Origin of the sequence: Actinomadura rupiterrae, assembly GCF_024172125.1 — a bacterium.
Taxonomy (GTDB): Bacteria; Actinomycetota; Actinomycetes; order Streptosporangiales; family Streptosporangiaceae; genus Spirillospora; species Spirillospora rupiterrae.
On record NZ_JAMZEA010000005.1, the window covers coordinates 538,822 to 563,320 of the forward strand.

The window sequence follows — 24,499 nt, forward strand, 5'->3', positions numbered from 1 at the left end:
CCCCCGGGTTGGGCCACGATGGACGGCATGGACGCCGAGCACGTCATGATGCTGCGCGAGGTGCTGGCCGCGACCGGATGGCTGGAGCGCACCGGGGAGTTCGGCCGGGCCCTGCGCGGCAGCGCGCGCACCCCCGGCGGGCTGCTGCTGGTCGGCACCCCCACGGGCGAGCCGTGGCACCTCGCCGCGCACCTGGACGACGAGAGCAGCCTGAACGCGCTGCCCGGGCTCTCCCCCACGCTCGTCCGCTGGTCCCCGCCGCCGGGCGCGCCCGCGCACCTCGCGGTCGGGCTGGAGCGGCTGGAGGCGGCCGCGCGCGGCGAGACGCTGCTCGTGGTGGCCGAGGACGAGGCGCCCGTCCCGCTGCTGGAGCGGGTGGACGACGCGCGCCGCGTCGGCGCGACGATCCTCGCGATGGACGGCGGCGACCGCGAGCTGCAGGGCCTCGCGCACGAGGCGCTCACGGTTGCGGCGGACGAGCCGCTGGTCACCTTCGACGGCGCGCAGCACCTGGTCAGCGCCGCCGCCGGGCAGGAGACCGGCCGCCCGCGGCGCGGCCTGCGCGACCGCCTCGCCCGCCTGCTGGACTCGGTGACCGGTCCCGTCGTCGAGTGACCCCCTCGATGTCCCGCGCAGGGGTTGACCTGCGATGATCCCGGCATGGCGCTGATCGACCTCACCCACCGCATCACCGCCGGCATGACGACCTACCCCGGGCTCCCCGGCCCGCGGATCTCCGACCACATCTCGCGGGAGGCCACGCGGGAGCGGTTCGGCCCGGACGTGGCGTTCCAGATCGGCGAGATCTCGATGGTCGCCAACACCGGCACCTACCTGGACAGCCCGTTCCACTACCACGGCGACGCCGACGACCTGGCGTCCCTGCCGCTGGAGCGGACCGCCGACCTGCCGGGCCTGGTCGTCGCGCCGCCCGCCGGACGGCGCGGCCTCACCGCCGCCGACCTGGACGGCCTAGACGTCGCGGGCCGCGCCGTCCTCGTCCGCACCGGCTGGGACCGGCACTTCGGGACGCCCGGCTACGCCGCCCCGGACCACCCGTTCGTCGCCGCGGACGCGGTGGACGCCCTGATCGCGGGCGGCGCCGTCCTCGCCGGGATCGACGCCGTCAACATCGACGACATGGCGGATCCGGCGCGTCCGGCGCACACGAGGCTCCTGGCGGCGGGCATCCCGATCGTGGAGCACCTGACCGGGCTGGACCGGCTGCCCGCCGAAGGCTTCCGCTTCCACGCCGCGCCCGCCCCGGTCCAGGGCATGGGCACCTTCCCCGTCCGCGCCTACGCCGTGGTCTGAGCCGTCCGCATCACCCGGAACGCGGGCGGGGCCGGTTCCGGGGACGCGGACGCGGCGTTCTGTTCCGCGGACGCGGCGTTCCGTCCTGCGGACGCGGCGTTCTGGGAGTTGCGGCGGGGGTCAGTCGTCGTCCTGGGCGTCCCATGCCTCGTTGCGGGCGCGGGCCTCTTCGAGGGCGTTGGCGGCCTGCGCCTCGGTCGCGTACGGGCCCATGCGGTCCTTGTCCGGGCAGCCCGGCCCGTGCTCGACGCGCTGGTGCTTCAGGCAGAACCACCACGCGTCGTCGATGTCCTTGCTCGGGGCCATGTCCCCCTCCTTTTCGATCACGTCTCTGGAGTCGTCCCCCGTTACGGCTGACTACACTCGCTGACTATGACGACCCACCTCCTCCGGCCCGGCCACGTCTCGCCCATGCGCAAGGTACCCGCGTCCATCCGACGTCCGGAGTACGTGGGCAAGAAGTCCCCCAAGACGGGCGAGCCGGACGTCAAGACGCCCGAGATCATCGAGCGGATGCGGGTCGCCGGCCGGATCGCGGCGCAGGCGCTGGAGGAGGTCGGCAAGCACGTCCGGCCCGGTGTCACCACCGACGAGCTGGACGTCATCGGGCACGAGTTCATGCTCGACCACGGCGCCTACCCGTCCACGCTCGGCTACCGCGGCTACCCCAAGTCGCTGTGCACCTCGGTCAACGAGGTGATCTGCCACGGCATCCCGGACGACACGGTGCTGCGCGACGGCGACATCGTGAACGTGGACATCACCGCGTTCATCGACGGCGTGCACGGCGACACCGACGCCACGTTCCTGGTGGGCGACGTGGACGAGGAGTCGAGGCTACTGGTCGAGCGGACGCACGAGGCGATGATGCGCGGCATCCGGGCCGTCCGGCCGGGACGGGCGATCAACGTGATCGGGCGGGTCATCGAGTCCTACGCCAAGCGGTTCGGGTACGGCGTCGTGCGCGACTTCACCGGGCACGGCATCGGCACCACGTTCCACTCCGGGCTGGTGATCCCGCACTACGACGACCCGAGCGCCACGACGGTGATCCAGCCCGGCATGACGTTCACGATCGAGCCGATGCTCACCCTCGGCACGCACGAGTGGGACATGTGGCCGGACGGCTGGACCGTCCTCACCAAGGACCGCAGGCGCACGGCGCAGTTCGAGCACACACTTCTGGTGACCGAAGACGGCCACGAGATCCTGACGCTTCCATAACCGAACACCGGGAACCACCGCCAGGACGGGTCGCCGTCCCCCCAGGAATCCGCCGCCGGCCGGGAAGAGCTCCCATATGAACGCTCCAGCGCCGTACGAACCGCCCCGAGTCCCCTCGGACAGCATGCCGCCCGGGCGGGCGGCGCTGAGCGTGACGTGGGCGGCGCTGCCGTTCCTGACGCTGGGGTACGCCACACCCTTCACCTTCGCCGCGGCGGCGCTGTGGCGGCGCAAGATGCACCTGGTGTGGGCGACGGTGGTGTACGGCGGGCTGTTCGCGGGCCTGATGACCGTCGCGCCGGAGATCCCGCGGGACGCCGGGGCGCAGCGCACCGCGGGCGTGGTGATGTTCGTGCTGGCGATCATCGGGTGCGCGCACGCGTTCCTGGTGCGCCGCCAGGTGTTCGACCCGGACGGCCTGTCCGGCATCGGGAACGAGGCGGTCGTCGAGCGGGTCCGCCAGCAGCGGCTGCTGCGCGCCAAGGCCCGCCAGCTGGCCGCGCAGGACCCGGGGCTCGCCCGCGAGCTGCGGATCGGCCGTCCCGACCTGCCCCGGCAGTTCAACGACGGCGGCCTGGTGGACGTCAACCACGCCCCCGCCGAGGCCCTGACCACCCTGCCGGGCATCACGCCCGAGCTGGCCGGACGGATCGAGCGCGTCCGCGCCGACACCGGCGGCTTCGTCTCCGCCGAGGAGCTGTCCGCGCTGGCGGGCCTGCCGCCCGGCATCACCGGCGAACTCGCCGAGTTCGCCGTCTTCATCCGCTGACCTTCGGTCGCGGGCCTTCGGGCGCGTTCTCCGTCGCGTCCGCGTCCGCGTGCCCGGGTCCGCCGTCCCGCCTTCCTGGCCGGGCCGCCTTCCTGGCCGGGCCGCCGTCCGCCCCCGGGGACGGCGGCCGGGTGGCGCGGGTCAGTAGGCGACCGTGATGCGGCGGCGGACGGCCTGGGGCTTCTCCAGCTCGTCCACGAGGGCCACCGCGTAGTCCTCGGCGCTGATCTCGCTGTTGCCCTGGGCGTCGGTGAGAAGCTGGTCGCCGCCGAGGCGGAAGACACCGGTGCGCTCGCCCGGCTGGATCAGCGCGGCGGGCGAGATGTAGGTCCAGTCGAGGTCGTCGGCCTCCTTGCGGACGGCGTCGAGCAGCTCGCCCTGCGCGAGGGCCTCGTTCTTGTAGAGGGCCGGGAACTCCGGCGTGTCCACCAGGCGCTTGCCGGGCGCGACTTCGAGGCTGCCCGCACCGCCGACGATCACGACCCGGCGCACCCCGGCGCGGCGGGCGGCTTCGAGCACGCCGCGGCCGTCCGCGAGCAGCGGCGCGACCGTCTCCGAGCCGTCGCGCGGCGGGGCGACGGCGAGGACGATCGCGTCCTGGCCCTGGGCGAGCCGCGCGATGGCGTCCGCGTCGGCTGCCTGGGCCTTCGCCGTACCGTCCTTGCCGCTGCGGGTCACGCCGGTGACCTCGTGGTGGCGGTTGGCGGCCTCGGCCGCGACCCGCGAGCCGACCATCCCCGTGGCGCCGATGAGCAGGATCTTCATGCTTGTCTCCCTTCGTCGGACTGCACGGTATCCATCGGATACTGGTTACTACAACGATCCATAGGTACCCTTTGGAAACCATGAAGGACTCCCTGCGTCCCGGCGACGCCTTCGACCCGTCCTGCCCGACCCGGCTCGTCCTCGACCGGATCGGCGACAAGTGGTCGGTGCTGATCGTGCTGTCCCTGCTGGACGGCCCACGCCGGTTCACCCAGTTGCGCGACCGGATCGGCGGCGTCACCCCCAAGGTCCTTACCCACACGCTGCGCGGGATGGAACATGACGGGCTGCTCGTCCGCCGGGTGTTCGCCGAGGTCCCGCCGCGGGTGGAGTACGAGCTGACCCCGCTCGGCCACTCGCTGCGGGCGCCCATCCAGGCCGTCACGGACTGGGCCGAGGCGCACGTCGGCCAGGTGATGGCCGCCCGCGACCGGCAGGACGCCGGCCGGGACGCCGAGCAGGGCGCGGCCGCCGGGGCCCGCGGCGTCTCGTGACAGCTCGCCCCGATCCGGTCATGCTGGACTGAGCGGACGGCTCCGACCTTCGGCGCGCCGTCCGCGAAAACGATCATTACCGGGATAGGGTCCCGCCGTACCGATCAAGCCGGACGGACGGGCGGGGATGCGCGCATGATGGGGCACACGCACGCGCTGAGCGGGGCGCTGGCATGGCTGGCGGCCGTACCCCTGCTCAGCCGCACGGACCTGATGCACCAGTACGCGATCCCGCACCTGGACACCAAGCAGCTCGCCGCCGGGACGGTGGTGTGCGCGGGCGCGGCGCTGCTGCCGGACATCGACCACCACAACGGGCGGATCGCCAACACACTCGGCCCGATCTCGCAGCACTTCTGCAAGTGGGTCGGGAAGGCGACCGGCGGGCACCGGCACGGCACGCACTCCATCCTCTTCGCGGTCGCGATGGGCTGGGGCGTGGACTGGCTCGCCACCCACCAGCGCTACGCCTGGTGGGCGGTGCTGTTCATCATCGTCGGCTTCGGGCTGCGCGGCATCGGCCTGGACTTCGAGGGCAAGGAGCCGCAGTCCGCGCTGACCGACTGCGCGCTCGCCGCCATCGCCGTGTGGTGGATGCACGACCTGGACATGAGCTTCGTCGGGTGGGCGATCGGCGTCGGCTGCGTCGCGCACATCATCGGGGACTGCCTGACACCCCAGGGGTGTCCCGTCCTCTGGCCGGTGCCATGGCGCTTCGAGGTGCCCGTCGTGCCGCGGACGGACGGCAAGGTCGAGCACATGGTGATCGTGCCGCTGCTCATCCTCGGGACGGTGATCCTGGCCGTCCGGTCGGCGCTCGGCGAGACGGCCACGCAATGGCTCAACAAGGGCTGACCCCCGGGCCGTGAGGGCCGCGAGGACCGCGGGGGGGTGCGAGGGGCTGGTCAGCGGGGCCGCACGCGGCGCGGAGGGTTCGTCAGCGGGCCATCAGGTCGGCGAACTGGCCGCAGTTGTAGCGGGCCGCGGCCTGCTTCAGCTGCTGGGCGAGCGGACGCGTCGCCGGCGGCGTGGGCTCGCTGCTCTTCCGGGACGTGATGGTGACCGGGTAGTCGAGCCGGACCTCCTTGACGTTGGGCGCCGCGTTCGCCGTGCAGACCACCTGGCCGATGGTGACCCGGGGCCAGTTCACGTCGGCCTGGTCTATGTGGACCGTCAGCACGCCCGCCCCGTCCAGGAACGCGGCGGACAGGCCGACGCTCCTGGGCACGGTCGTCACCAGCCCCTGGCTCGACTCGGTCGAGAGCGGCGGGATGGTGAGCTGCTGGAGGCCGAGGTACGGCTCGTTCAGCAGTCCCGAGCGGCCGGTCCGCACCAGCTTCCCGTCCTTGACCAGGTAGATCGGGACCTCGTTGGGCTGCCCGGTCGGCCGGGGCCCGTCGCCCGCCCCGACGACCTCGGTCGCCCGGACGCCGCACCCGGCCAGCAGCGCAGGCAGGAGGGCCGCCACGGCGGCCGCGGCGAGCCTTCTCATTCCGCCTCCTCCTCGGTCGCCGAGGGCAGCCACAACGTGAAGACCGCCCCGCCCTCCGGGCCGTTGGACACGTCGAGCGTGCCGCCGTGCAGGACGGCGTTCTCGCGCGCGATCGACAGGCCGAGGCCGCTGCCGTCGCTACGCGAGCGGGCCTCCTCCGCCTTGACGAACCGGTTGAAGACGAGCGGCAGCACGTCCTCGGGGATGCCGGGGCCGTTGTCGGTGACGGTCAGCTCGACGCCGTCCCGCTCGGGCCGGTACGCGATGGTGATCGGCGGCTTGCCGTGCCGGACGGCGTTGCCGACCAGGTTCGCGACGATCACGTCCAGCCGCCGCGGGTCCAGCCGGACGACCAGGTCGTCCGGGCCGGTCACGGCGGCCTCGCCGGTCCAGCCGCGGGCGTCCAGGGTGGCGGCGACGGCGTCGGCCAGCAGCACGTCGTCCAGGACGAGCGAGGCCGCGCCCGCGTCGAACCGGCTGATCTCGATCAGGTGCTCGACCAGGTCGCCGAGCCGCCGCGTCTCGGACGCGACCAGCCGCGCCGCCTGGTCGCCGTCGTCGGCGAGCACCTCGGCCATCGCGACCATCGAGGTCAGCGGCGTGCGCAGCTCGTGCGAGACGTCCGCGACGAAGCGCCGGGACGCGGCGTCCTTGGCGCGCAGCTCGCCGACCATCCGCTCCAGCGCCTCGGCCGTCCGGTTGAAGGTGCGGGCGAGGTCGGTCAGCTCGTCCCGGCCGCGCTCGCTGACCCGTGTGGAGAAGTCCCCGGCGCCGAGCGCGCGGGCGGCCCGGCCGAGGCCGCGCACCGGGCGCAGCACGCCGCGCGTGGCGGCCAGCGCCATCGCCACGGCGGCCAGCACGGCCAGCCCGTCCGCGATCATGAGGGCGCGGGTGAAGGACGCGAGCTCCTGCTCCTCGTGCCGCAGGCTGACGGTCATCACGACGAGGATCGGCGCGTCGGTCCCGGCCTCGCGGCCCACCGCCGTGCCGCCGACGAGCAGGTAGGCGTGCCCGTGATGGCGGACGCGCTGGAACACCATCCCGCTCAGCGCCCGCCGGAGGAACGTCTCGCTCACCGGGCCGATCGCCGAGGGTATGCGCGGTGGCCTGCGGTCGCCGCCGACCAGGTCCATGGAAACGGGCTGGGCCCAGATGGTCCGGCCGCGGCCCTCAAGACCGCTGTTGATCTGGGCGGCGACCATGCGGCCGGTCCCGGGCGGCCTGTCGACCGGCACGGAACGCTGGACGACCTGCCGGAACTCGATGAGCTGCGCGTCCTGCGAGCGTTGCAGCAGCGCGCGCCGGACCAGCACGTAGGAGATGCCGGACGCCACGAGCGCCGCGAGCAGGGCGACGGCGAGGAACGCGGCGGTGAGCCGGGTGCGCAACCCCATCGGACGGAGCCGCACGTGCCGGTTCCCCTGCCCGCTCGTCCGCCACGACGGCGACCAGGACGGTGGCCAGGACAGCGGCCAGGACAGCGGGCGGAGCGCCGGTCGGCGCATCCAGCGTCCCGGGGGCGGCGGGCGGCGCGGCGGGTCGGGCGTCATGGGGCGGTGAAGCGGTAGCCGAAGCCGCGGACGGTCTGGATGAGCAGCGGCTCGGCCGGCTCGTCCTCGATCTTGGCGCGGACGCGCTGGACGCAGGCGTCCACGAGCCGCGAGTCGCCGGGGTAGGTGTGCTCCCAGACGGCGGCGAGCAGGTGCTGGCGGGTCATCGCCTGGCCGGGGCGGCGGGTCAGCTCCAGCAGCAGCCGCAGCTCGGTCGGGGTGAGCCGGACGTCCCGGCCGCCCTTGGTGACCTTGAGCGCGGAGCGGTCCACGACCAGGTCGCCGTAGGCGGACCGGTCGGCGTGGGTCTGCTCGGCGCGGCGCAGGACGGCGCGGATCCGGGCGTCCAGGACGCGCGGCTCGACGGGCTTGATGACGTAGTCGTCCGCGCCCGCCTCCAGGCCGAGCACCACGTCGAGGTCGTCGCCGCGGGCGGTGAGCAGGATGACCGGGAGCGTGTCGTCGCGGCGGACGCGGCGGCAGACCTCGATGCCGTCGATGCCGGGCAGCATGACGTCCAGCACGGCGATCTCGGGGCGGCGGGCGCGCAGCGCGTCCAGGCCGTCCTCGCCGGTCGCGCGGGCGGTGACCCGGTGCCCGAGGCGGGTCAGGGCCAGCTCCAGGGCGGCGCGGGCGGACGGGTCGTCTTCCACGAAGAGGATGCTCGCCACCCGACCATTATCCGGGCATTCCGATCAGCACCCGCCGTGTGTCACGAAATCCGGACATCGTGCGAACGGGATCAGGACGGTCCGCCGGGACGTTGGGCTCATGACCCAGGTGATCGCTCCCCCGGTCCCGTCCGCCCCGGTGGCGGCGCGCCGCCGGAACCCGCTGCCGTGGTGGCTGCTGCTCGGCTGCGCCGCGCAGGTCCTGCTGCGGCTCTGGCTGGCGCGCGCCCGGACCGGCACGGCGGCCGACCCGGACGAGACGGGCTACCTGGCCGCCGCCCGCTGGCTGGCCGGAGGGCCCGGCGCGGACCTCTCGCACAACACGTTCTACCAGGCCGGATACCCGCTGCTGCTCGCGCCGCTGCACTGGTTCTCGCATGACCCGGCCACGGTCTACACCGGGGCGATCGCGGTCAACGCGCTGGCCGGAGCGGCGCTGTTCCCGCTCGGGTACGCGGCGCTGCGCCGGTTCGAGGTCGGATGCCGGACGGCGCTGGCGCTGGCGTTCGCGGCGGCGCTGCTGCCCGCGACGACCTTCTTCGGGTTGTTCGCGCTGACCGACGCGATCCTGCCGGCGCTGCTACTCGGCTGGCTGCTGCTGCTCGACCGGTTCGTCCGGACGGGGCGGGCGGCGGACGGCGCGGCGGCGAGCCTGGTGGCCGCCTACGCCTGCTTCACGCACTCGCGCGGCGAGGTGGTGCTCGGCGTCCACGTCCTGGCGCTGCTGGCGACGCGGCGGCGGGCGATGTGGGCCGGGCTCCTTGCGGCGGCGGGCGGGTACCTCGCGACGTCCGCGGTCAACGACGCGCTCCGCAAGGCGCTGTACCCGGACGGCGTCCGCGACATGGCCGGGCTCCTGCACGAGCGGCTGCTGAGCGCGTCCGGGCAGGCGTGGTCGGTCTCGGGGATGCTCGGGCAGGTCTGGTACCTGATCGTCGGGACCTGGGGGCTGGCGGGCATCGGCCTCGCCGCGGCGTTCGCCGCGCTCGGCCGCCGGGAGACGCGGCTCATGGCCGGAGTGCTGCTCGTGACGACGTTCGGTGTCGCGTACGCGTCGGAGGCGGCCCTCGCGGACGAGCACCGCGTCGGGAACTTCGCCTACGGCCGCTACCTCGCGTGCCTGGCGCTGGTGTACGTCCTGATCGCGCTGGCCGTCCTGTTCAGGGCCACGGCGCGGGACGCGCTGCGCGCCGCCGCCGTCGGGGGCCTTATCGCCGCCGGGACGGGCGGGGTGGTGCTCGTCTACGCGGGCGCGCGGCTGCGCACGCATCAGTTCATCGGGTTCGACTTCCCCGAGACGATGTTCCTCACCCAGGACCGGACGGGCCTCCGGCTCGGCCTCGCGACGTTCGCCGCGTTCGGGCTGCTCGCGGCGCTGCTCGCGGTCCGCTGGCTCGGCGGCGCGCGGACGGTCGCGGTCGCTCTCGCCACGGTGAACGTCGCCGCGATGGTCTGGCTCGCCGGCGACGGCGGACGCGTGCGTCCGGCATCACCGCTGCCCGCCGCGTCCGAGCGCGGCGGCGTGGTCACCGACTACGGCGTGCACTGGATGGCGCGGACGAAACTGGTCGTCCCGGTGTGGTGGACGCGGATCGGATGGATCGACGCGCGCCACCAGGGCGCGCCGCGCGGCGTCTGCACGGTCGTCGTGCGGCGCGGGTCGTCCACGACGGCCCTCGACCGGACATGGCCGCACCGCCCCGCGGGATGGCTTCCGCGCGAGGGCGGCGACGGCATGGGCCGCTGGGTCGCCTGGTACGACCCGCGGTGCGGGACCTCCTGACCTCCGGACCGCCTGCTAGAAGCGGGTCACCAGGGCGATGCGGTCGTGGTCGACGAGGAAGCCGTCGGAGACGAAGGTGACCTCGCCGCCGTAGTTCAGCTGGGCCTCGATGAGGTTGTCCACGACGTCGTCGATGACGCCCTCGCCCTCGACCTTGCCGGGACTGGTGTCGTCCAGCGGGTCGATCGTGCCGTCCGACTCGCGGATGCCGGGCACGTAGTAGCCGCGCTCGACCACCAGGTGCTCGCCGCGCCCCTCCTGGACCAGGGGAAGCACGTGCTTGAGCCCGGCGGCGTACCGGCTGATGCCTCGCGCCGCCTCCAGCTCGGTGAGCACCGCGACCTCGCGCAGGTCCTCGTAGGCGTGCATGACGGGCCGGGCCAGCTCCGCCAGGACGGGCCCGGTCGCGTCGTCGTAGCCGCCGTCCACGCGGCCCGCGACGGTGAGCCTGCCGTTGGCCTCCTCGTCGAAGAACGCCTGGTGCTTGGTGACGCCCGCGACGACCACCGGCCGGCGGTCCCGCGCGTTGATCTTCTCCAGCGCCTCGATCGCCTGCCGGGTGAACAGCTTGTACGGGCCGTCCTGGTACCGGCCGCTGCGCGGGGACGCCTTCCCGACGCCCTCCTCGTCGTTCGGCTCCGGGAACATCGGGAAGCCGTCCCGCCTGATCTCGGTGATCCCGTCGCCCCGGCCGTCCCACAGCCGGTTCACCCGGTCCGACAGGACGAGCATCCAGTAGCGGGTGCGGCGGGTGTAGGCGGCGACGAGGTCGCGGGTCGCGAACGTGGTGTCCAGCACCACGCGCTCGTCCACGGTCTGGTCGATCTTGAACGTGTGGACCTCGCCGCCCGGCGCGGCGAACAGCACCAGCCCTTCCGCGGCGTAGGTGAGGTCCACGCCGTCGGCCGCCTCTTCGAGCGTGGCGTAGAGCGCGTCGGCCTCGTGGTTCGGCACCTCCGGGTCGTCCTTGAGGCGGCGCTTCACCTCCGCCAGCAGGTTGCGCAGCCGGATGGGGTCCTGCTTGTTGTCCGGCGTCGTGCGGTGCGTCGGCATGAGCACCGACACCGCCGGATACGAGCGGGGCTTGCGCAGTTGGGACAGAGTGGCAGCGTCCATGATCCCCCGATCGACGTAGTGCTTCGCTGTCTGCCTCTTTTCTAACTAATCGCAGGTAAACGAGGTATAAGCGGCACTCCATCATCGGGTCCCGTCAAGGCCGGGGCAGGGAGTGATCAACTCTCGGTAGCGGCCGGGCGGGTCGCGGTCGGGCCCGTCCCGGACGGGGGAACACCCCCTCCGGGAGGTACGGATGGAGATCAACGGCAGGGTCCGGGCGGGGGCGCTCGTGGCCGCGGGCGCGGTGCTGCTGGCCGCGTGCAGCGCCCCCGACGTCGTCCGGAAGGGCGGCTCCGGTGGGAAGGACGCGGCGATGGCGGGCGCGAAGGCCACGTCCGGCTCACCCGCCCCGTCCGGCTCGTCCGGCTCGTCCGGCCCGTCCAGCGCGCCCGCGACCGTTCCGCCAGGGGACGCCGCCGGGCAGGTCGAAGCGCAGTACGAGAAGGTCGTCGAAACCGTTTTGCCATCTGTTGTGCAAATCACTACCGACTCCGGCGAGGGCTCGGGCGTCGTGTACGACGGCAGCGGCGACATCGTGACCAACGCGCACGTCGTGGCGGGCGCGCGGAAGATCCAGGTCGCCGCCGCGTCCGGCGGTCAGACGCTGGACGCCAAGACGGTCGGCACGTTCGCGCCCGATGACATCGCGGTCGTGAAGGTGAGCGGCGGATCGCTGCGTCCGGCCCGGTTCGGCGACTCCAGCAGGCTCAGGATCGGCCAGATGGTGCTGGCGATGGGCAACCCGCTCGGGCTGTCCGGCAGCGTGACGCAGGGCATCGTGTCGCAGCTCAACCGCGAGGTGTCCACCAAGCGCGAGGGCGCCTTCCCCGGCGCCACCATCGGGGACGCCATCCAGACCAGCGCCGCGATCAACCCCGGCAACTCCGGCGGGGCGCTGGTCACCATGACCGGCGAGGTCATCGGCATCCCGACGGCCGCCGCGTCCGACCCGCAGATGGGCGGCGCCGCGGTCGGCATCGGCTTCGCCACGCCGAGCGCGACCGCGCGGAACATCGCCGACCAGCTCATCAAGGACGGCAAGGTCACCAACTCCGGGCGGGCCGCGCTCGGCGTCACGGTGCGCACGATCATCGACCCGAGCAGCCTCCGGCAGGAGGCCGTGGGCGTGGTCGAGGTCACCCCGGACTCCGGCGCGGACAAGGCCGGGATCCGCCGCGGCGACCTGATCCTCGCGGTCAACGGCGGCCCGACGCCGAACCAGACCGCGCTGGCCGAGGTGCTCGCCAAGCTCAAGCCCGGCGACACCGCCAAGGTCGACGTCCAGGACTCCAGCGGCACCAAGAAGACCGTGAACGTCAAGCTCGGCGAGCTTCCCGGCTCGTGATCGCCTGGCGAGCTGCCCGGCTGCTGAGCGCTCGGCGAGGTGCCCGGCTCGTGAGCGCTTGGCGGGCTGCCCGGCTGCTGAGCGCTTGGCGGGCTGTCCGGCTCTTGGGCTAGGCGCCCGGGGAGATGAAGCCGGTCTCGTAGGCGAGGATGACGGCCTGCGTGCGGTCGCGGGCCTGGAGCTTCGCCAGGACGTTGCCGACGTGCGTCTTCACCGTCTGGGGGCTCACGAACAGCTCGCCCGCGATCTCGGCGTTGGACCGTCCGCGTGCCATCAGCCGCAGGACGTCCGCCTCGCGCTCGGTGAGGCGGCCGTGCCAGTCCGCGCCGTCCGGACCGCCGGCGCCGCCGGGCGCGTGCTCGGCGGCGAGGGCCCGGATCGCGGACGGGAACAGCAGGCTCTCGCCGTGCACCACGGTCCGGATCGCCTGGAGGATCTCCTCCGGGCGGGTGCGCTTGAGCAGGAAGCCGTCCGCGCCCGCCTTGAGCGCGTCGTAGACGTACTCGTCGTTCTCGAACGTGGTCACCACGATGATCTTGGGCGGGTCGCCGCCGCCGGCCAGCAGCCCGCGGGTCGCCTGGATGCCGTCCAGGCGCGGCATCCGGACGTCCATCAGCACCACGTCGGGCCTGGTCCGGGCGACCGCGTCCGGCACCTCCGCGCCGTCGGCCGCCTCCCCCACCACGGTCAGGTCGGGCTCGGCGTTGATGATCGCGGCCAGCCCGGCGCGGATGAGCCGCTCGTCGTCCACGAGGAGAACCTTGGTCGTCACGCCCCGGACATTAGCGGCAATGACACCTCCATGCGCCATTCGCCCTCGTCCGGACCGGCCGCCATGTCTCCCCGCAGAACGGTCACGCGCTCGCGGATGCCGCCGAGGCCGCGCCCGCCGCCGTCCCGGGTCCTGGCGGGCGTCCCGCTGAGCGGGTTGGCCACGAGCACGCGCAGCCGGTCGTCCGCGACGGTGATCCGCAGCGTCACCGGGACCTTCCCGGCGTGCCGCAGCGCGTTCGTCAGCCCCTCCTGGACGATCCGGTACGCCTCCCGCGACACCGCCGCCGGGACGCCCGCGACGCCGTCGTCCACGGTGTGGTCGAGCTCGACGCCCGCGATCCTGGTCTGCTCGACGAGCCGGTCCAGGTCGGCGAGCGTCGGCTGCGGCGTCGTCCGGGCCTTGTCCTCGCGGAGCAGCCCGAGCACGTGGTCGAGGTCGGCGAGCGCGGACCGCGCGCACTCCTCGATCGCGCTGAGCGCCTCGCGCGCGAACGCCGGGTCCTGGTCCAGCACCCGGGCCGCCGCGCCCGCCTGGAGCGTCACCACGCTCAGCGCGTGCCCGACCGAGTCGTGCAGCTCGCGGGCCAGCCGGTTGCGCTCGGCGAGCTTGGCCGCGCGCTCCTCCAGCTGGACGACCCGCTCCTCCGGCGTCGGGCCGAGGAAGCGCGGCGCGAGCGCGGCCATCACCCGTCCCGCGATCACGATCAGCCCGAGCAGCGCCACCACGCAGGCCAGCCCGGCGGGCGGCGCGAGCCACTGGTAGGGGCTGTGCTTCCACGCGTACAGCGGGCTGCGCGAGTCCCCGACCACGCTCCCGCCGAGGAACGGGAAGATCAGCAGCACCACGGCGAACGGCGGCAGCGCCAGGCTGGCCGCGCCGATCACCACCCCGACGTGCAGGTGCATGCTGAACCAGGCACCGGTGCCGGCGCGGGCCCGCAGCGTCCGCGCGACGGGGACGTTCATCCCGCCGAGCGGCCCGCCGACCAGCTCCTTGACCGCCGTCCCCTCCATCTGCCGCACCCCGGCGACCAGACCGGTCACGATCGCCGCCGGGACCGGCAGCAGGATCACCGCCGCCCCGCCCCAGAAGCCCTCCAGCGGGGACAGCCCCACCAGCAGCATCAGCAGGAACCAGTACGGCATCAGCAGCGCCGCGCCCATGACCAGATAGGCCCAGCGCCGCCACGTCACGCGGTCCGTCACCGCGCGCAGGAGTGCAACCACCCGACGATCCTTACAGATCCGCCCCCCACCCCGCCTCCCCCGCCCGGGTGGTCCGACAGGCTGATCAGCCCCGCGAGCCCGTCCCCGCGAGGGAGGCACCGCGCGGGCACTGCGGGTCAGCCACCGCGCGGGCGCCGCGGGTCAGCCGCCGCGGGGGCGATCCGGCTCAGCCACCGGGCTGCGCGCGGCCGGGTCAGCCGTCGCGTTCTTCTTCTCGGCGGGCGAGCTTGGCGAGGCGCTCGTTGTAGGCGGCCAGCTCGTCGCCCGCCGCGGAGCTCTCGCCGCGGGCGGCGGCGCGGTCGGCCTGGCGGTCCTCGCGGCGGGCGCGGCGCTGGTCGTCGAAGAACCACTGGAAGGCCAGGAAGATCAGCACGATGAAGGTCGGGATCTCGCCGAAGCCCCACGCGATCGCGCCGCCGGTGTGCTGGTCCTTGAGGATCGAGGTGGCCCAGTCGGGGTGGACGGCGGTGTACCAGGCGTTCGCGATCGGCGCCCCGAGGTTCATCAGCGCGATGCCGAAGAACGCGTGGAACGGCATCGTGACGAACAGCAGGATCAGCCGTCCGGGGTAGGGCAGCTTGTGCGGGGCCGGGTCGACGCCGATCAGCACCCAGTAGAACAGCGACCCGGACGCCAGGAAGTGCACCATCATCGCGATGTGCCCGAGGTGGTTGCGCATCGCGGACTCGAACAGCGGCGTGAAGTACAGCGCGAACGTGGACGCGACGAAGATCACCGTCGCGACGCCGGGATGCGCGACGAACGACACGAACCGCGAGTGCAGCATCGCCGTCAGCCACTCGCGCGGCCCCCGGTCGCCGCGCACCTTCGCGGGCTTCAGCGCGCGCAGCGCCAGCGTCACCGGCGCGCCCACGACCAGGAAGATCGGCGTCAGCATGGACAGCACCATGTGCTGCACCATGTGCACGCTGAACAGGATCGGCGCGTACTTGGCGACACCGGTCTCGGTGACCGCGACGATCGTGAGGAGCCCGACGAACCAGGACACGGTGCGTCCCATGGGCCAGGAGTCGCCGCGCCGCCGCAGCCGGACGACGCCCGCCACGTACACGAAGCCGAGGACGATCACGAGCGCGGCGAAGAAGAAGTCGAACTGCCACAGCGTGGCGAGCCGGGCGGGCGTGACCTCCGGAGGGAGGTCGTAGCCGATCAGGGACTTGATCGAGCTCTCCACCCCGGCGGGCGCGGGCGGCGCGGTGCGCGCGAGCGCGACGGCCAGGCCCATCGTGCCGGCCATCACGGCGGCCTCGACGGCGGCGAACCTCGCGAACGCCCGCTCCTCGCGTCCCTCGATCTTCGGCAGCGTCCGCTCCCGGTGCCACCAGCCGAACCAGCCGAGCACCGCGAACGCGATGATCTTGCCGAGCGCGAGCCGGCCGTAGTCGGTGCTGACCAGCTGGGCCGGGTCGGGCAGCCGGGCGATCACGTTGACCAGCCCGGACGCGCCGACGATCAGGTAGCACCAGAGCGCCATCCGGCTGAACCGGTTCGCCATGACGCCGAGCCGGTCCCGTCCGGCCAGGGCGTGCGCGGCGAGCACGGCAAGCCCGCCGACCCACGGCGCGACTGCCGCGACGTGCAGCGCGACGCCGGTCACCGCGACCGAGTGGTTCGCGGCGGACGCCGAGTGCCCGGTCAGCGGCGCGGGCAGCAGCGCGACCAGGGCCAGCGCGAGCAGCCCGAACGCGGCGGCGGGCGTGGTGGTGGTGCGGGACAGCAGCGCGACCACGACCGTGATCAGCACGACCAGCATCAGCGCGGTGCCCTGCGGCAGCTGCCCGACGTAGGAGCTGAGCTCGCTGCCGGTGACGATGTCGCCGACCGGCTGCCCGAGGACGTCCGAGACGGTGAAGATCAGGTTCGCCGCGGCGGCGGCCGCCCACAGCGCGGCCAGCCAGGACGCGCCGCGCAGGTACCCCATCGCCGCCGCGGACAGGCTCGGCTTGCCGGAGCCGCCCGCGCCGGTCATCGGCAGCAGCGCGGCGGCGGCGATCAGCGTGCCGACGGTCAGCGCGGCGGCCAGGTCCATGACGAGCCGGGAGAACGGCAGCCCCCACCGGGTCAGCATCCCCGCGTCGCCGAGCCCGGGGATGACCTTCTCGGTGACGGCGCCGCCGAGCACGAGCGCCGCGACCAGCGCGGCGACGGCCGCCACCAGCGCGACCAGGGCCGCGCGGACGACCCGGAGGGTGGTTGCGTTCACGGTCTCCTACTCACCGGATGCGGGGTGCCGGCGCTTGGCGCGCGTGACGATGACGACGCCGATGCCGATCCCGACCAGGGCGCCGACCCCGATCATCACCCAGCGGGCCGTCCCTGACGAGGACTTCTTCGCCTCGGCCTTGGGGGCGTTCTCCGAGCTCGTCCCGGCGACCTGCGTACCGGGGGCCGCGGCGGTGGGGTCGGCCGTCGGGGCGTCGGCCCCGCCTGGCAGCCCGCCGTTCGGCTGGCCGCTGCTCGGCTGGCCTCCCTGGCCGCCTTGGGCGGTGAAGGTCAGGTCGGAGTTCTCGATCCGGTGGCCGTCCGCGCCGACGACGGCGTACGCCACGGTGTAGTCGCCGGCGGGGAGCGGCCCGCTGAGCTTCTGCGTCACGGTGGTGCCGCCGTGCTGGGCGTCCCCGGCCTGGAACTGCTTGCCCGCCTTGTCCTTGACCAGGACCTTCGCGAAGCTGATCTGGTCGCTGAAGACCAGCTTCACCTCGGTCACCGAGGCGGCCGTGGCGTCCTTGCCCGGCGTGCTGCTCACCAGCCGGGTGTGCGCCAGGGCCGGGGTGGTCAGCAGCGTGCCGAACGCCGTCGTCAGCACCGTGACCAGTGCGGCGAGCAGGCCGAACCGGCGCGTGATGGAGGTCTTCATGGCGGGCCGGATGTCTCCAGAGTCGATCGGTCGGGGCTCCCCACAGCCTACTGACGCTCCGGAATGACCGTGCTCCGGGGCGTTTTCCCGCCCCGCCCGCCCGCCGTCAGAGGGCGCCCAGCAGGTGGGAGCGGCCGTGCTCGGCGAACTCGTCCTGGACGATCTTGGCGGTCGCCTCGTCCAGGGGCTCGTAGGCGAGCTCGCGGCCCGGGCGCCACCAGACGCCGGGGGCGTTCCAGCGGGCCCTTCGGAGGGGGCGCTTGTTCAGCTTGCCCGTCGCGGTGAGCGGCATGGCGTCCACGAGGCGGACGAACCTCGGGGCCCATTTCGTGCCGAGGTCGGGCTGGGCCTTGAGGAAGGCGGCGAACGCGTCCGGGTCGAAGGGGCGTCCGTCCAGTTCAAGGGCGGCCATGACCTGGTCGCCCGTCCTCGGGTCGGGGACGGGGTAGACCGCGCACATGACGACCGGGTCCCAGCGGGCGAGGACGCGCTCCACGGGCGCGGCGGCGAAGTTCTCGCTGTCCACGCGGAGGCGGTCGGCGGTGCGGCCGGCGAAGTAGAAGTAGCCGTCCTCGTCGCGGTAGCCGAGGTCGCCGCTCCAGTAGAGGCCGCCGCGGAGGCGTTCGGCGTCGGCCTCGGGGTTGTTGTAGTAGCCCTCGAACGCGGCGGCGACGTTGAGGCCGACGATCTCGCCGATGGCCTCGTCCGGGTTGAGCAGGGCGCCGTCGGGGCTCAGTCGCGCTGGCGGGCATTCCCCGCCGGTGTCCGGATCCATGATCGCGACCTCGACGCCGGGATGCGGCAGGCCGAGGGCGTCCGGCGGCGTCTCGGGCGTCCGGTTGAGGGACACCGCGCCCTCGCTGGACCCGTAGCCCTCGATGACCCGGCAGCCGAAGCGCTCGCCGAACCTCGCCATGTCCTGCGCGGACGCCTCGGTCCCGAACGCGGAGCACAGCGTGTTGTTGGCATCGTCCGGGCGCTCGGCCGTCGCGAGGATGTAGGCGAGGGCGCGTCCGACGTAGTTGAAGAACGTGACCCCGTACCGGCGGACGTCCGGCAGGAAGCCCGAGGCGGAGAACCTGCGCCGCATCGCGATCGTCGCGCCCGCGTGGGTCGCCATCGCCAGGTTGATCATGACGGCGTTGCCGTGGAACAGCGGCATCGCCAGGTAGGTGACCGAGTCGCGCTCGATGCCCAGCTGGGCCGCGCGGGCGCCGATGTCAGCAAGCCGCCCCTGCCCGCACACCACAGCCTTTGGCGCACCGGTCGATCCCGAAGTGAACAACAACAGCAGCCGATCGGCCGGCGCAACGTCCGGAACCACTTCAGGCGCATCCTCAACCAGCAGGCCCCGGTAGGCGTCCGAGTCAACGCGATGGACGGGAATGCCGAGGTCAAGCCCGTCCAACAGCGGCGCATGCGCGGCATCGGTAAGGATCGCATCGCAATCCGTATGCCGGATGTCTGCCGCAAGCCCAGCCCCGCGCCGCGTCGGATTAACACCCACAAGCGTGCACCCGGAAAGCGCAGCGGCCCCGATCCAGAACACATACTCCGGAACGTTCTCCAACAACACCCCAAGGTGCCGCGGCCGCCCCACCGGCTCATCACACAGCCTCAGCGCCACCCCCGCCCTGACCCGCGCGGCCCGAACCACGTCATCCCAGCTGTACGCCTCGTCCTCAAAAAGCAACCCAGGACGGACGTCCCCAACACGCGCAAGCAACGTCCCAGCAAACGTGGCGCCCGACACCCCCCGACCGTACCACCAAGCACCCGCTTGGTCAAGAGTTGCCGGGCTAGGAGCAGTTGCAGCAGTCGCCGCAGCCTGAGCAGTCGGAGCAGCAGCAGCCGTCGCAGTCGCAGCCGTCCGAGCAGCCGTCGCAGGCGCGGCAGCACCAGCAGCGGGCGCAGTAGGGCTCGCGCGAGTGCTCGCTCCACTCGGGCTGGTAGACGCCGCATGTGATGCAGACGAGCGTTCCGGTGAGGCACGGGATCGGCCAGCCTGCGCGGGGCGGGCGCGGGCGGGAGCCCGGGTCGCCGCCTCCCGAGAACCAGCCGTTCCCGCCGCCTCCACCTCCGCCACCGCCGCCGCCGTACGGCGGCTGACCTGGAGGCGGGCCGTAACCCTGGCCGTAACCGGGACCGTAGCCGGGCTGTCCCTGTTGGCCGTAGCCGGGCTGGGGCTGCTGGCCGTAGGGGTCCTGGGGGTATTGCTGGCCTTGGCCTTGCGGGTAGGGCTGGCCCTGGGGATAAGGCTGGCCGGCGGGCGGGGGGTACTGGCTCTGGAGGGAATCCAGGGGGTGCGGCGGGGCTTGGGGGTGGGGGGTGGTTGGGGCTTTGCAGGAGTTCTTGTGTTTGTGCTTGCGGCGGGCTTCGGGGTAGGGGTCGAAGACTCGGTCCAGGGAGCGGCGGATCTCGCGGTTGAGGAGGGCGCGGACCAGGTCGGGCTTCTCCATCTCTACGTCCGCGAGGGCCAGGTGCAGGCCGTGCAGGGCGTTCTCGCAGTGGCGGCGGGCCTCGGCGGGGGACGTGCCGGTCGCGAGCAGCGGGTTGAACGCGCCGGACGCGGCGTCCTCGGCGATGTCCTCGACGGCGTCGATCAGGTGCGCGAGGCGTCCGAAGAAGCGTCCGGCCTCCGCGAGGGGCTCGGCGTTGCGCTCGCGGCCGGCGATGACGGCGGTGTGCGCGAAGACGGCGGCGGTCGCGGTCTCGGTGGGCTCGGTCAGCTCCAGCAGCCCGAGCCCGCCCGCGCGCTCCAGGCCGGGCTGGCGGGCGACGGCGTCCCGCAGGACGGACGGGTCGAACCCGAGCGCAGCGCCGGTCGCCTCGCCCGCGGCGTCCCAGCGGTCGGCCATGCGGGTCGCGGCGGCGGCGACGAGCCTGCGCGAGTAGGGGCCGTCCCCGTCCGCGATGTGGTCACGGGTCTTGCCCGCGGCGAGCAGCAGGGACGCGGCGGCGGCGAGGCGCGCGCCGTCCGCCTGGGCCCGGACCACCTGCGCGCCGCGCATCCCGCGCAGCGCGCACGGCCCGGCGGCGCGGCGCGGGGACGTCTCGGGCGCCTGCGCCTCGACCAGCACCGAGACGATCAGCCCGTCGTAGTTGGTGACGAGCCGGGCGGCCTGGCCGTGCTCGCGGCGCAGGGTCAGGCACAGCCCGCACAGGTGCGCCAGCCAGTCGTCGAACAGGCTGCCGCGCAGCACATGGCGGCAGGGCCGCACCACTCCGAACATCCCCGGACCTCCCCCGGCCGTGTCTCGCCGGGCGACATTATGCCGGGATCAGGACATCCGTGATCAATATCCGGAAATCACACTCCGGCGCAGGCCAGGGCGCGGCGGTAGGCGCTGATCCGGGCGTCCGCCGGGGAGCCGTTCTCGGCGAGCAGCTCGGCCAGGTCGAACCAGGTCTGCGCGGCGTGCCGGGACGACTCCATCCGCTCCAGGCAGGCGGACGCGCGGCGCAGCGACGCGGTCGCGCGGTCCTTCTCCCCCAGCCGGACGCGGGCCTCGCCGAGGACGGTCAGCGCGACCGCCGTGGCCCGGCGCGGCGCGTCCCCGAGCAGCTCCAGGGCCTCCTCGGCGTGCGCGACGGCCTCCGCCGGACGGCCCAGCGCGGTCTCGGCGCGGGCCAGCTCGGTCAGGCACCACGCCACGTCCAGCTCGCCGGCGGCGCTGGCGTTGATCTCCGTGCGCACCCGCGCGAGCAGGTCCCGGGCGCGTCCGGCCTGCTCGGGACGGGCGCGCAGGAGCAGCCCGGCGTAGTTCACCCGGAGCCGCGCGAGGTTGCGCAGGTCGCCGTCCGGGGCGCCGTCGATCTCGCCGAACTCGCCGGCGATCTGCAGCGCGCGCTCGGCCAGCTCGACGCCCTCCTCGTACGCGCCGCGGACCTCGGCGACGAACGCGGCCTCCCAGTAGGCGGCGACGCGCGCGGCCGGGCCGGCGCCGCGGTCGGCGCGCTCCACCAGCTGAGCGGCGAGCTGCCGCGCGCGGACGAGGTCGCCGCGCTCGATGAACGCGGCCAGCAGCGCGGCGCCCAGGTGGACGGCCGAGTCGGTGGTGTCGGCGCCGGTCGCGGCGAGCTGGCGCAGCGCGTCCTCGGCGACGCGGACGCCCTCGCTGATGTCGCCGCGCTCGCGCAGGCAGCGGCTCAGCGCGACGTGCACCCGGGTCCACTGGTCGGGGTCGTGCTCGGCGGACGCGCGGGCGCTCAGCGCGCGCAGCTCCTCGATCGCCCGCTCCAGGTCGCCGGCTGCCTCCAGCGCGAGCGCGTGGCCCCAGCGGGCCTGGTGCAGCATGTCCGGCAGCGCGACCGCGTCGGGGCTGGCCAGCACGTCGGCGAACCGGGCGCGGGCCTCGTCCGCCGCGCCGTTGCGCAGCGCGATCTCGGCGTAGTCGAGGGTGACCCGCAGCTCGTCCACCACGTCCTCGCCGACACCGCTGACCAGGTAGGTCGGCGAGCAGCTCAGCTTGGTCGCGAGCAGGTCCACCACGCTCGGCGCGGGCACCCGCTTGTCGCTCTCGATCAGCGAGATGTAGCTGTCGGACAGCTCGGGGTACGCGAGCTGGGCCTGGCTCATGCCCTGCCGGATGCGCAGCGCCCGGATCCGCTGCCCCAGTGTCTCCCGATCCATGTTTCGAACCACCCGCCTGCCAGGTCCCCCTCGCCTCGTGCGCGCGCACGCCGCGTGGAGAAGAAAACGTGTTGATCGTCCAGTGTGCCCGGACTGCGCCCGGTCGGTTCGTGATTCGGCGGATCCGGACCGTCCCGTTCGCACCACGGCAGGCTATAGCGGACAGCAGGGGTCGCGCCGCCCCGGGCAGCGGAAACGTACCGTCCGTATCCCACCTGTGTCCTTCCCGCGCGCCCCTTCGGCCTGGCGGGCGGCTGCTGCTGTACTAGCGGCCATGAGCGTGTCCACCCATGTCCTCGACACCGGCAGCGGGACGCCCGCGGCCGGCGTCCCGGTCCGGCTCGACCTGTACGCCGCGGACTCCTGGCGCCTCGTCCAGGAGGGCGAGACCGACCCCGCGGGCCGCTGGGTCCTGGCACCACCACCCCCGGAAACCACCCCGGCCCCGGCCGCCGCCCCGGTAGCGGACGGCGCCCTCGTAGCGAACGGCACCCGCGCCGAGGACGCGCCGTCCGGCACGGCGTCCGGCACGGAGTCCGGTGTGCCGGTGGTGGACGCGGCGGGCGGGCTCGCTCCGGGGACCTACCGGCTGCGGTTCGGGTCGGGGCGGTACTTCGCCGCGCGGGACGTGGAGTCCTACTACCCGGAGATCACCGTGATCTTCCTCGTCACCGGGCCCGGGCAGCGCCACCACGTCCCGCTCGCGCTCGGCCCGTTCGGCTACTCCACCTACCGGGGGTCCTGACCAGGCCTTATCCGACGCGCCCGGGACCCGGTCAGTGATCCGCCCGTAACACGCCGACGGCTACCCTGTGCAGGCCGCGGACACGCACCGCACGACCGCGCACCGCGAACAGGGACCTGCACTACGGAACCCGCAGCGCGGCACCCGCACCGCGAGGCCGCTCGCACCGCAGGTCCGCCCGCCGTGCGCGCACCGCGCGTCCGCGACCGACAACGTCCAGCCCGATCCCCGCTCCGGAGCCCGCCTGATGTCGCACGCCCGACCCGACGAGACCAGCGACGACACCCCGCCCCCGGGCCCGCGCGGCCCCCTGGACGGCTTCTTCGGGCTCACCGCCCGCGGCACGACCGTCCCGCGCGAGCTGCGCGGCGGCGTGACCACGTTCTTCGCGATGGCCTACATCATCCTGCTGAACCCGATCATCCTCAGCGGGGCCAGGGACATCAACCACGCGCAGCTGTCGCTGCCGCAGCTCACGACGATGACGGCGCTGTCGGCGACGATCGCGACGATCATCATGGGCCTGGTCGGGAACGCGCCCATGGCGGTGGCGTCCGGGCTCGGCATCAACGCGATCGTGGCGTTCCAGGCCGCGCCGGTGATGACCTGGCCGCAGGCGATGGGCCTGGTGGTGCTGGAGGGCGTCGTGATCGTGCTGCTCGCGGTCACCGGCGTCCGCGAACGGATCATGAACGCGATCCCGCTGCCGCTCAAGCACGCGATCGCGGTCGGCATCGGCGCGTTCATCGCGCTCGTCGGGCTCTACGACGCCAAGTTCATCAGCTCCAGCCCGGTGGCCCCGCCGCTCGCGCTCGGCACCGGCGGGAAGCTGATGGGCTGGCCCGCGCTGGTGTTCGCGCTCGCCCTCGGCATCATGATCGTGCTGTACGTGCGGAAGGTCCCGGGCGCGATCCTGATCGGCATCGTCGTCGCGACCGTGGTCGCCGTGATCGTCCAGTCCAACGCGAGCGTGCCGGACGAGAAGTGGGGCGTGGTCGTCCCGGACGTCCCGGACAAGCTGTTCGCCGCCCCCGACTTCGGCCTGCTGTTCAAGGTGGACGTCTTCGGCGGCTTCGGCAAGGCCGGCTTCATCACCGCCCTCGTCGTCCTGTTCACCCTCGTCCTGTCCGGCTTCTTCGACGCGATGGGCACCATCCTCGGCCTCTCGGACGAGGCGGGCCTGGTGAACGAGCGCGGCGAGGTCCCCGGTCTCGGCCGCATCCTGACCGTGGACGGCCTGTCCGCCGCGCTCGGTGGTCTGACCAGCTCGTCCGCCAACACGGTGTTCGTCGAGTCCGCCGCCGGTGTCGGCGAGGGCGCCCGCACCGGCCTGGCCAACATCGCCACCGGCGCCCTGTTCGCCGTCACCCTCTTCCTCACCCCGCTCGCCGCCGTCGTCCCGGCCCAGGCCGCGGCCCCCGCCCTCGTCCTGGTCGGCGCCCTGATGATGACCCAGGCCGCCAAGATCACCTGGGACGACCTGGACATCGCCATCCCGGCCTTCCTCACCATCGCCTTCATGCCTTTCACCTACTCAATCACCACCGGAATAGGTAGCGGGTTGGTCAGCTACGCGGTGATCAAGCTCAGCCGGGGCAAGGCGCGTGAGGTCTCCATCTGGCTCTGGCCGGTCGTGATCCTCTTCCTCGCCTTCTTCGCACTTCACCCGCTCGAAAGCTGGCTCAACGTGAAGTGATCCAGACCGCCGAACGCCCCGTC

General features: G+C 73.4%; 23 protein-coding genes. 10 read left to right on the forward strand and 13 right to left on the reverse strand.

Features of this window, described 5'->3' with window-relative positions; all coding sequences use genetic code 11:
• Positions 1-27: 27 nt before the first annotated feature.
• Positions 28-615 (forward strand): hypothetical protein, encoded by a 588-nt coding sequence (locus FHU30_RS19265; protein ID WP_253877541.1) that lies wholly within the window; start codon positions 28-30, stop codon positions 613-615.
• Positions 616-660: 45 nt separating this feature from the next.
• Positions 661-1,314 (forward strand): cyclase family protein, encoded by a 654-nt coding sequence (locus FHU30_RS19270; RefSeq protein WP_253877542.1) that lies wholly within the window; start codon positions 661-663, stop codon positions 1,312-1,314.
• 120 nt (positions 1,315-1,434) lie between these two features.
• Here the strand turns inward: FHU30_RS19270 and FHU30_RS19275 are convergent, their stop codons facing one another.
• Positions 1,435-1,620: a hypothetical protein gene (locus FHU30_RS19275; protein WP_253877544.1), complete on the reverse strand. Its 186-nt coding sequence runs from the start codon at positions 1,618-1,620 to the stop codon at positions 1,435-1,437.
• 66 nt (positions 1,621-1,686) lie between these two features.
• On the opposite strand from FHU30_RS19275, the gene map reads away from it, so the two are divergent.
• Positions 1,687-2,538 carry a type I methionyl aminopeptidase gene (map, locus tag FHU30_RS19280; protein ID WP_253877546.1) on the forward strand — a complete coding sequence of 284 codons (852 nt, stop codon included), beginning with the start codon at positions 1,687-1,689 and terminating at the stop codon, positions 2,536-2,538.
• A 124-nt stretch (positions 2,539-2,662) separates the two neighbouring features.
• Entirely contained in the window at positions 2,663-3,307 is a 645-nt protein-coding gene (locus FHU30_RS19285; protein ID WP_253877548.1) for a ComEA family DNA-binding protein, read from the forward strand.
• Positions 3,308-3,448: 141 nt separating this feature from the next.
• Here FHU30_RS19285 and FHU30_RS19290 read toward each other — a convergent pair whose 3' ends face one another.
• Positions 3,449-4,072, reverse strand: a complete 624-nt coding sequence (locus FHU30_RS19290; RefSeq protein WP_253877550.1) for an NAD(P)-dependent oxidoreductase — start codon at positions 4,070-4,072, stop codon at positions 3,449-3,451.
• Between the two features lie 80 nt (positions 4,073-4,152).
• Here FHU30_RS19290 and FHU30_RS19295 point away from each other — a divergent pair, with 80 nt between their 5' ends.
• Together FHU30_RS19295 and FHU30_RS19300 are read left to right on the forward strand one after the other, a co-directional pair.
• Positions 4,153-4,566, forward strand: a complete 414-nt coding sequence (locus tag FHU30_RS19295) for a winged helix-turn-helix transcriptional regulator (RefSeq protein WP_253877551.1) — start codon at positions 4,153-4,155, stop codon at positions 4,564-4,566.
• 135 nt (positions 4,567-4,701) lie between these two features.
• Positions 4,702-5,421 carry a metal-dependent hydrolase gene (locus FHU30_RS19300; protein ID WP_253877552.1) on the forward strand — a complete coding sequence of 240 codons (720 nt, stop codon included), beginning with the start codon at positions 4,702-4,704 and terminating at the stop codon, positions 5,419-5,421.
• 82 nt (positions 5,422-5,503) lie between these two features.
• Here FHU30_RS19300 and FHU30_RS19305 read toward each other — a convergent pair whose 3' ends face one another.
• The 3 genes from FHU30_RS19305 to FHU30_RS19315 are packed head-to-tail and all read right to left on the reverse strand — an operon-like array spanning position 5,504 to position 8,279.
• Entirely contained in the window at positions 5,504-6,058 is a 555-nt protein-coding gene (locus tag FHU30_RS19305; RefSeq protein ID WP_253877553.1) for a hypothetical protein, read from the reverse strand.
• Positions 6,055-7,563, reverse strand: coding sequence for a sensor histidine kinase (locus FHU30_RS19310; RefSeq protein WP_253877554.1), 1,509 nt, complete (start codon positions 7,561-7,563; stop codon positions 6,055-6,057). Before FHU30_RS19310 ends, FHU30_RS19305 begins: the two co-directional genes overlap by 4 nt.
• A gap of 41 nt (positions 7,564-7,604) precedes the next feature.
• Complete coding sequence (locus FHU30_RS19315) at positions 7,605-8,279, reverse strand: response regulator (protein ID WP_253877555.1); 675 nt, start codon at positions 8,277-8,279, stop codon at positions 7,605-7,607.
• Between the two features lie 100 nt (positions 8,280-8,379).
• On the opposite strand from FHU30_RS19315, the gene FHU30_RS19320 reads away from it, so the two are divergent.
• Entirely contained in the window at positions 8,380-10,062 is a 1,683-nt protein-coding gene (locus tag FHU30_RS19320) for a hypothetical protein (RefSeq protein ID WP_253877556.1), read from the forward strand.
• A gap of 15 nt (positions 10,063-10,077) precedes the next feature.
• On the opposite strand, the gene FHU30_RS19325 is transcribed toward FHU30_RS19320, so the two are convergent.
• Positions 10,078-11,178: a baeRF3 domain-containing protein gene (locus FHU30_RS19325; protein ID WP_253877558.1), complete on the reverse strand. Its 1,101-nt coding sequence runs from the start codon at positions 11,176-11,178 to the stop codon at positions 10,078-10,080.
• A 193-nt stretch (positions 11,179-11,371) separates the two neighbouring features.
• On the opposite strand from FHU30_RS19325, the gene FHU30_RS19330 reads away from it, so the two are divergent.
• Positions 11,372-12,523 (forward strand): S1C family serine protease, encoded by a 1,152-nt coding sequence (locus FHU30_RS19330; RefSeq protein WP_253877560.1) that lies wholly within the window; start codon positions 11,372-11,374, stop codon positions 12,521-12,523.
• 109 nt (positions 12,524-12,632) lie between these two features.
• Here FHU30_RS19330 and FHU30_RS19335 read toward each other — a convergent pair whose 3' ends face one another.
• The 7 genes from FHU30_RS19335 to FHU30_RS19365 all read right to left on the reverse strand — a co-directional run bounded on the left by FHU30_RS19335 (position 12,633) and on the right by FHU30_RS19365 (position 22,035).
• Positions 12,633-13,295, reverse strand: a complete 663-nt coding sequence (locus tag FHU30_RS19335; RefSeq protein WP_253877562.1) for a response regulator transcription factor — start codon at positions 13,293-13,295, stop codon at positions 12,633-12,635.
• Entirely contained in the window at positions 13,292-14,524 is a 1,233-nt protein-coding gene (locus tag FHU30_RS19340) for a sensor histidine kinase (RefSeq protein WP_253877564.1), read from the reverse strand. Before FHU30_RS19340 ends, FHU30_RS19335 begins: the two co-directional genes overlap by 4 nt.
• Before the next feature lie 193 nt (positions 14,525-14,717).
• Positions 14,718-16,748: a bifunctional copper resistance protein CopD/cytochrome c oxidase assembly protein gene (locus FHU30_RS19345; RefSeq protein ID WP_253877566.1), complete on the reverse strand. Its 2,031-nt coding sequence runs from the start codon at positions 16,746-16,748 to the stop codon at positions 14,718-14,720.
• 6 nt (positions 16,749-16,754) lie between these two features.
• Positions 16,755-17,402, reverse strand: a complete 648-nt coding sequence (locus FHU30_RS19350) for a copper resistance CopC family protein (RefSeq protein ID WP_253877567.1) — start codon at positions 17,400-17,402, stop codon at positions 16,755-16,757.
• 106 nt (positions 17,403-17,508) lie between these two features.
• Positions 17,509-19,155 carry an AMP-binding protein gene (locus FHU30_RS19355; protein ID WP_308211338.1) on the reverse strand — a complete coding sequence of 549 codons (1,647 nt, stop codon included), beginning with the start codon at positions 19,153-19,155 and terminating at the stop codon, positions 17,509-17,511.
• Positions 19,156-19,201: 46 nt separating this feature from the next.
• The gene (locus FHU30_RS19360) at positions 19,202-20,635 is read right to left on the reverse strand and encodes a DUF5685 family protein (RefSeq protein ID WP_253877568.1); all 1,434 of its coding nucleotides are present in this window, start codon (positions 20,633-20,635) and stop codon (positions 19,202-19,204) included.
• A 77-nt stretch (positions 20,636-20,712) separates the two neighbouring features.
• On the reverse strand, positions 20,713-22,035 hold the full coding sequence (locus FHU30_RS19365; RefSeq protein ID WP_253877569.1) for a tetratricopeptide repeat protein: 1,323 nt from the start codon (positions 22,033-22,035) through the stop codon (positions 20,713-20,715).
• Positions 22,036-22,309: 274 nt separating this feature from the next.
• Between FHU30_RS19365 and uraH the strand changes: the two genes are divergently transcribed.
• Entirely contained in the window at positions 22,310-22,780 is a 471-nt protein-coding gene (gene uraH, locus FHU30_RS19370; RefSeq protein ID WP_253877570.1) for a hydroxyisourate hydrolase, read from the forward strand.
• Between the two features lie 247 nt (positions 22,781-23,027).
• The gene (locus tag FHU30_RS19375; protein ID WP_253877571.1) at positions 23,028-24,476 is read left to right on the forward strand and encodes an NCS2 family permease; all 1,449 of its coding nucleotides are present in this window, start codon (positions 23,028-23,030) and stop codon (positions 24,474-24,476) included.
• Positions 24,477-24,499: the final 23 nt, after the last annotated feature.

Coding starts and splice junctions, on each gene's coding strand:
- map (WP_253877546.1), top strand. CDS start 1,687: ATGACGACCCACCTCCTCCGGCCCGGCCACGTCTCGCCCATGCGCAAG.
- FHU30_RS19275 (WP_253877544.1), bottom strand. CDS start 1,620: ATGGCCCCGAGCAAGGACATCGACGACGCGTGGTGGTTCTGCCTGAAG.
- FHU30_RS19350 (WP_253877567.1), bottom strand. CDS start 17,402: ATGAAGACCTCCATCACGCGCCGGTTCGGCCTGCTCGCCGCACTGGTC.
- FHU30_RS19320 (WP_253877556.1), top strand. CDS start 8,380: ATGACCCAGGTGATCGCTCCCCCGGTCCCGTCCGCCCCGGTGGCGGCG.
- FHU30_RS19270 (WP_253877542.1), top strand. CDS start 661: ATGGCGCTGATCGACCTCACCCACCGCATCACCGCCGGCATGACGACC.
- FHU30_RS19285 (WP_253877548.1), top strand. CDS start 2,663: ATGCCGCCCGGGCGGGCGGCGCTGAGCGTGACGTGGGCGGCGCTGCCG.
- uraH (WP_253877570.1), top strand. CDS start 22,310: ATGAGCGTGTCCACCCATGTCCTCGACACCGGCAGCGGGACGCCCGCG.
- FHU30_RS19295 (WP_253877551.1), top strand. CDS start 4,153: ATGAAGGACTCCCTGCGTCCCGGCGACGCCTTCGACCCGTCCTGCCCG.
- FHU30_RS19375 (WP_253877571.1), top strand. CDS start 23,028: ATGTCGCACGCCCGACCCGACGAGACCAGCGACGACACCCCGCCCCCG.
- FHU30_RS19330 (WP_253877560.1), top strand. CDS start 11,372: ATGGAGATCAACGGCAGGGTCCGGGCGGGGGCGCTCGTGGCCGCGGGC.
- FHU30_RS19300 (WP_253877552.1), top strand. CDS start 4,702: ATGATGGGGCACACGCACGCGCTGAGCGGGGCGCTGGCATGGCTGGCG.
- FHU30_RS19265 (WP_253877541.1), top strand. CDS start 28: ATGGACGCCGAGCACGTCATGATGCTGCGCGAGGTGCTGGCCGCGACC.
- FHU30_RS19360 (WP_253877568.1), bottom strand. CDS start 20,635: ATGTTCGGAGTGGTGCGGCCCTGCCGCCATGTGCTGCGCGGCAGCCTG.
- FHU30_RS19325 (WP_253877558.1), bottom strand. CDS start 11,178: ATGGACGCTGCCACTCTGTCCCAACTGCGCAAGCCCCGCTCGTATCCG.
- FHU30_RS19305 (WP_253877553.1), bottom strand. CDS start 6,058: ATGAGAAGGCTCGCCGCGGCCGCCGTGGCGGCCCTCCTGCCTGCGCTG.
- FHU30_RS19290 (WP_253877550.1), bottom strand. CDS start 4,072: ATGAAGATCCTGCTCATCGGCGCCACGGGGATGGTCGGCTCGCGGGTC.
- FHU30_RS19365 (WP_253877569.1), bottom strand. CDS start 22,035: ATGGATCGGGAGACACTGGGGCAGCGGATCCGGGCGCTGCGCATCCGG.
- FHU30_RS19310 (WP_253877554.1), bottom strand. CDS start 7,563: ATGCGCCGACCGGCGCTCCGCCCGCTGTCCTGGCCGCTGTCCTGGCCA.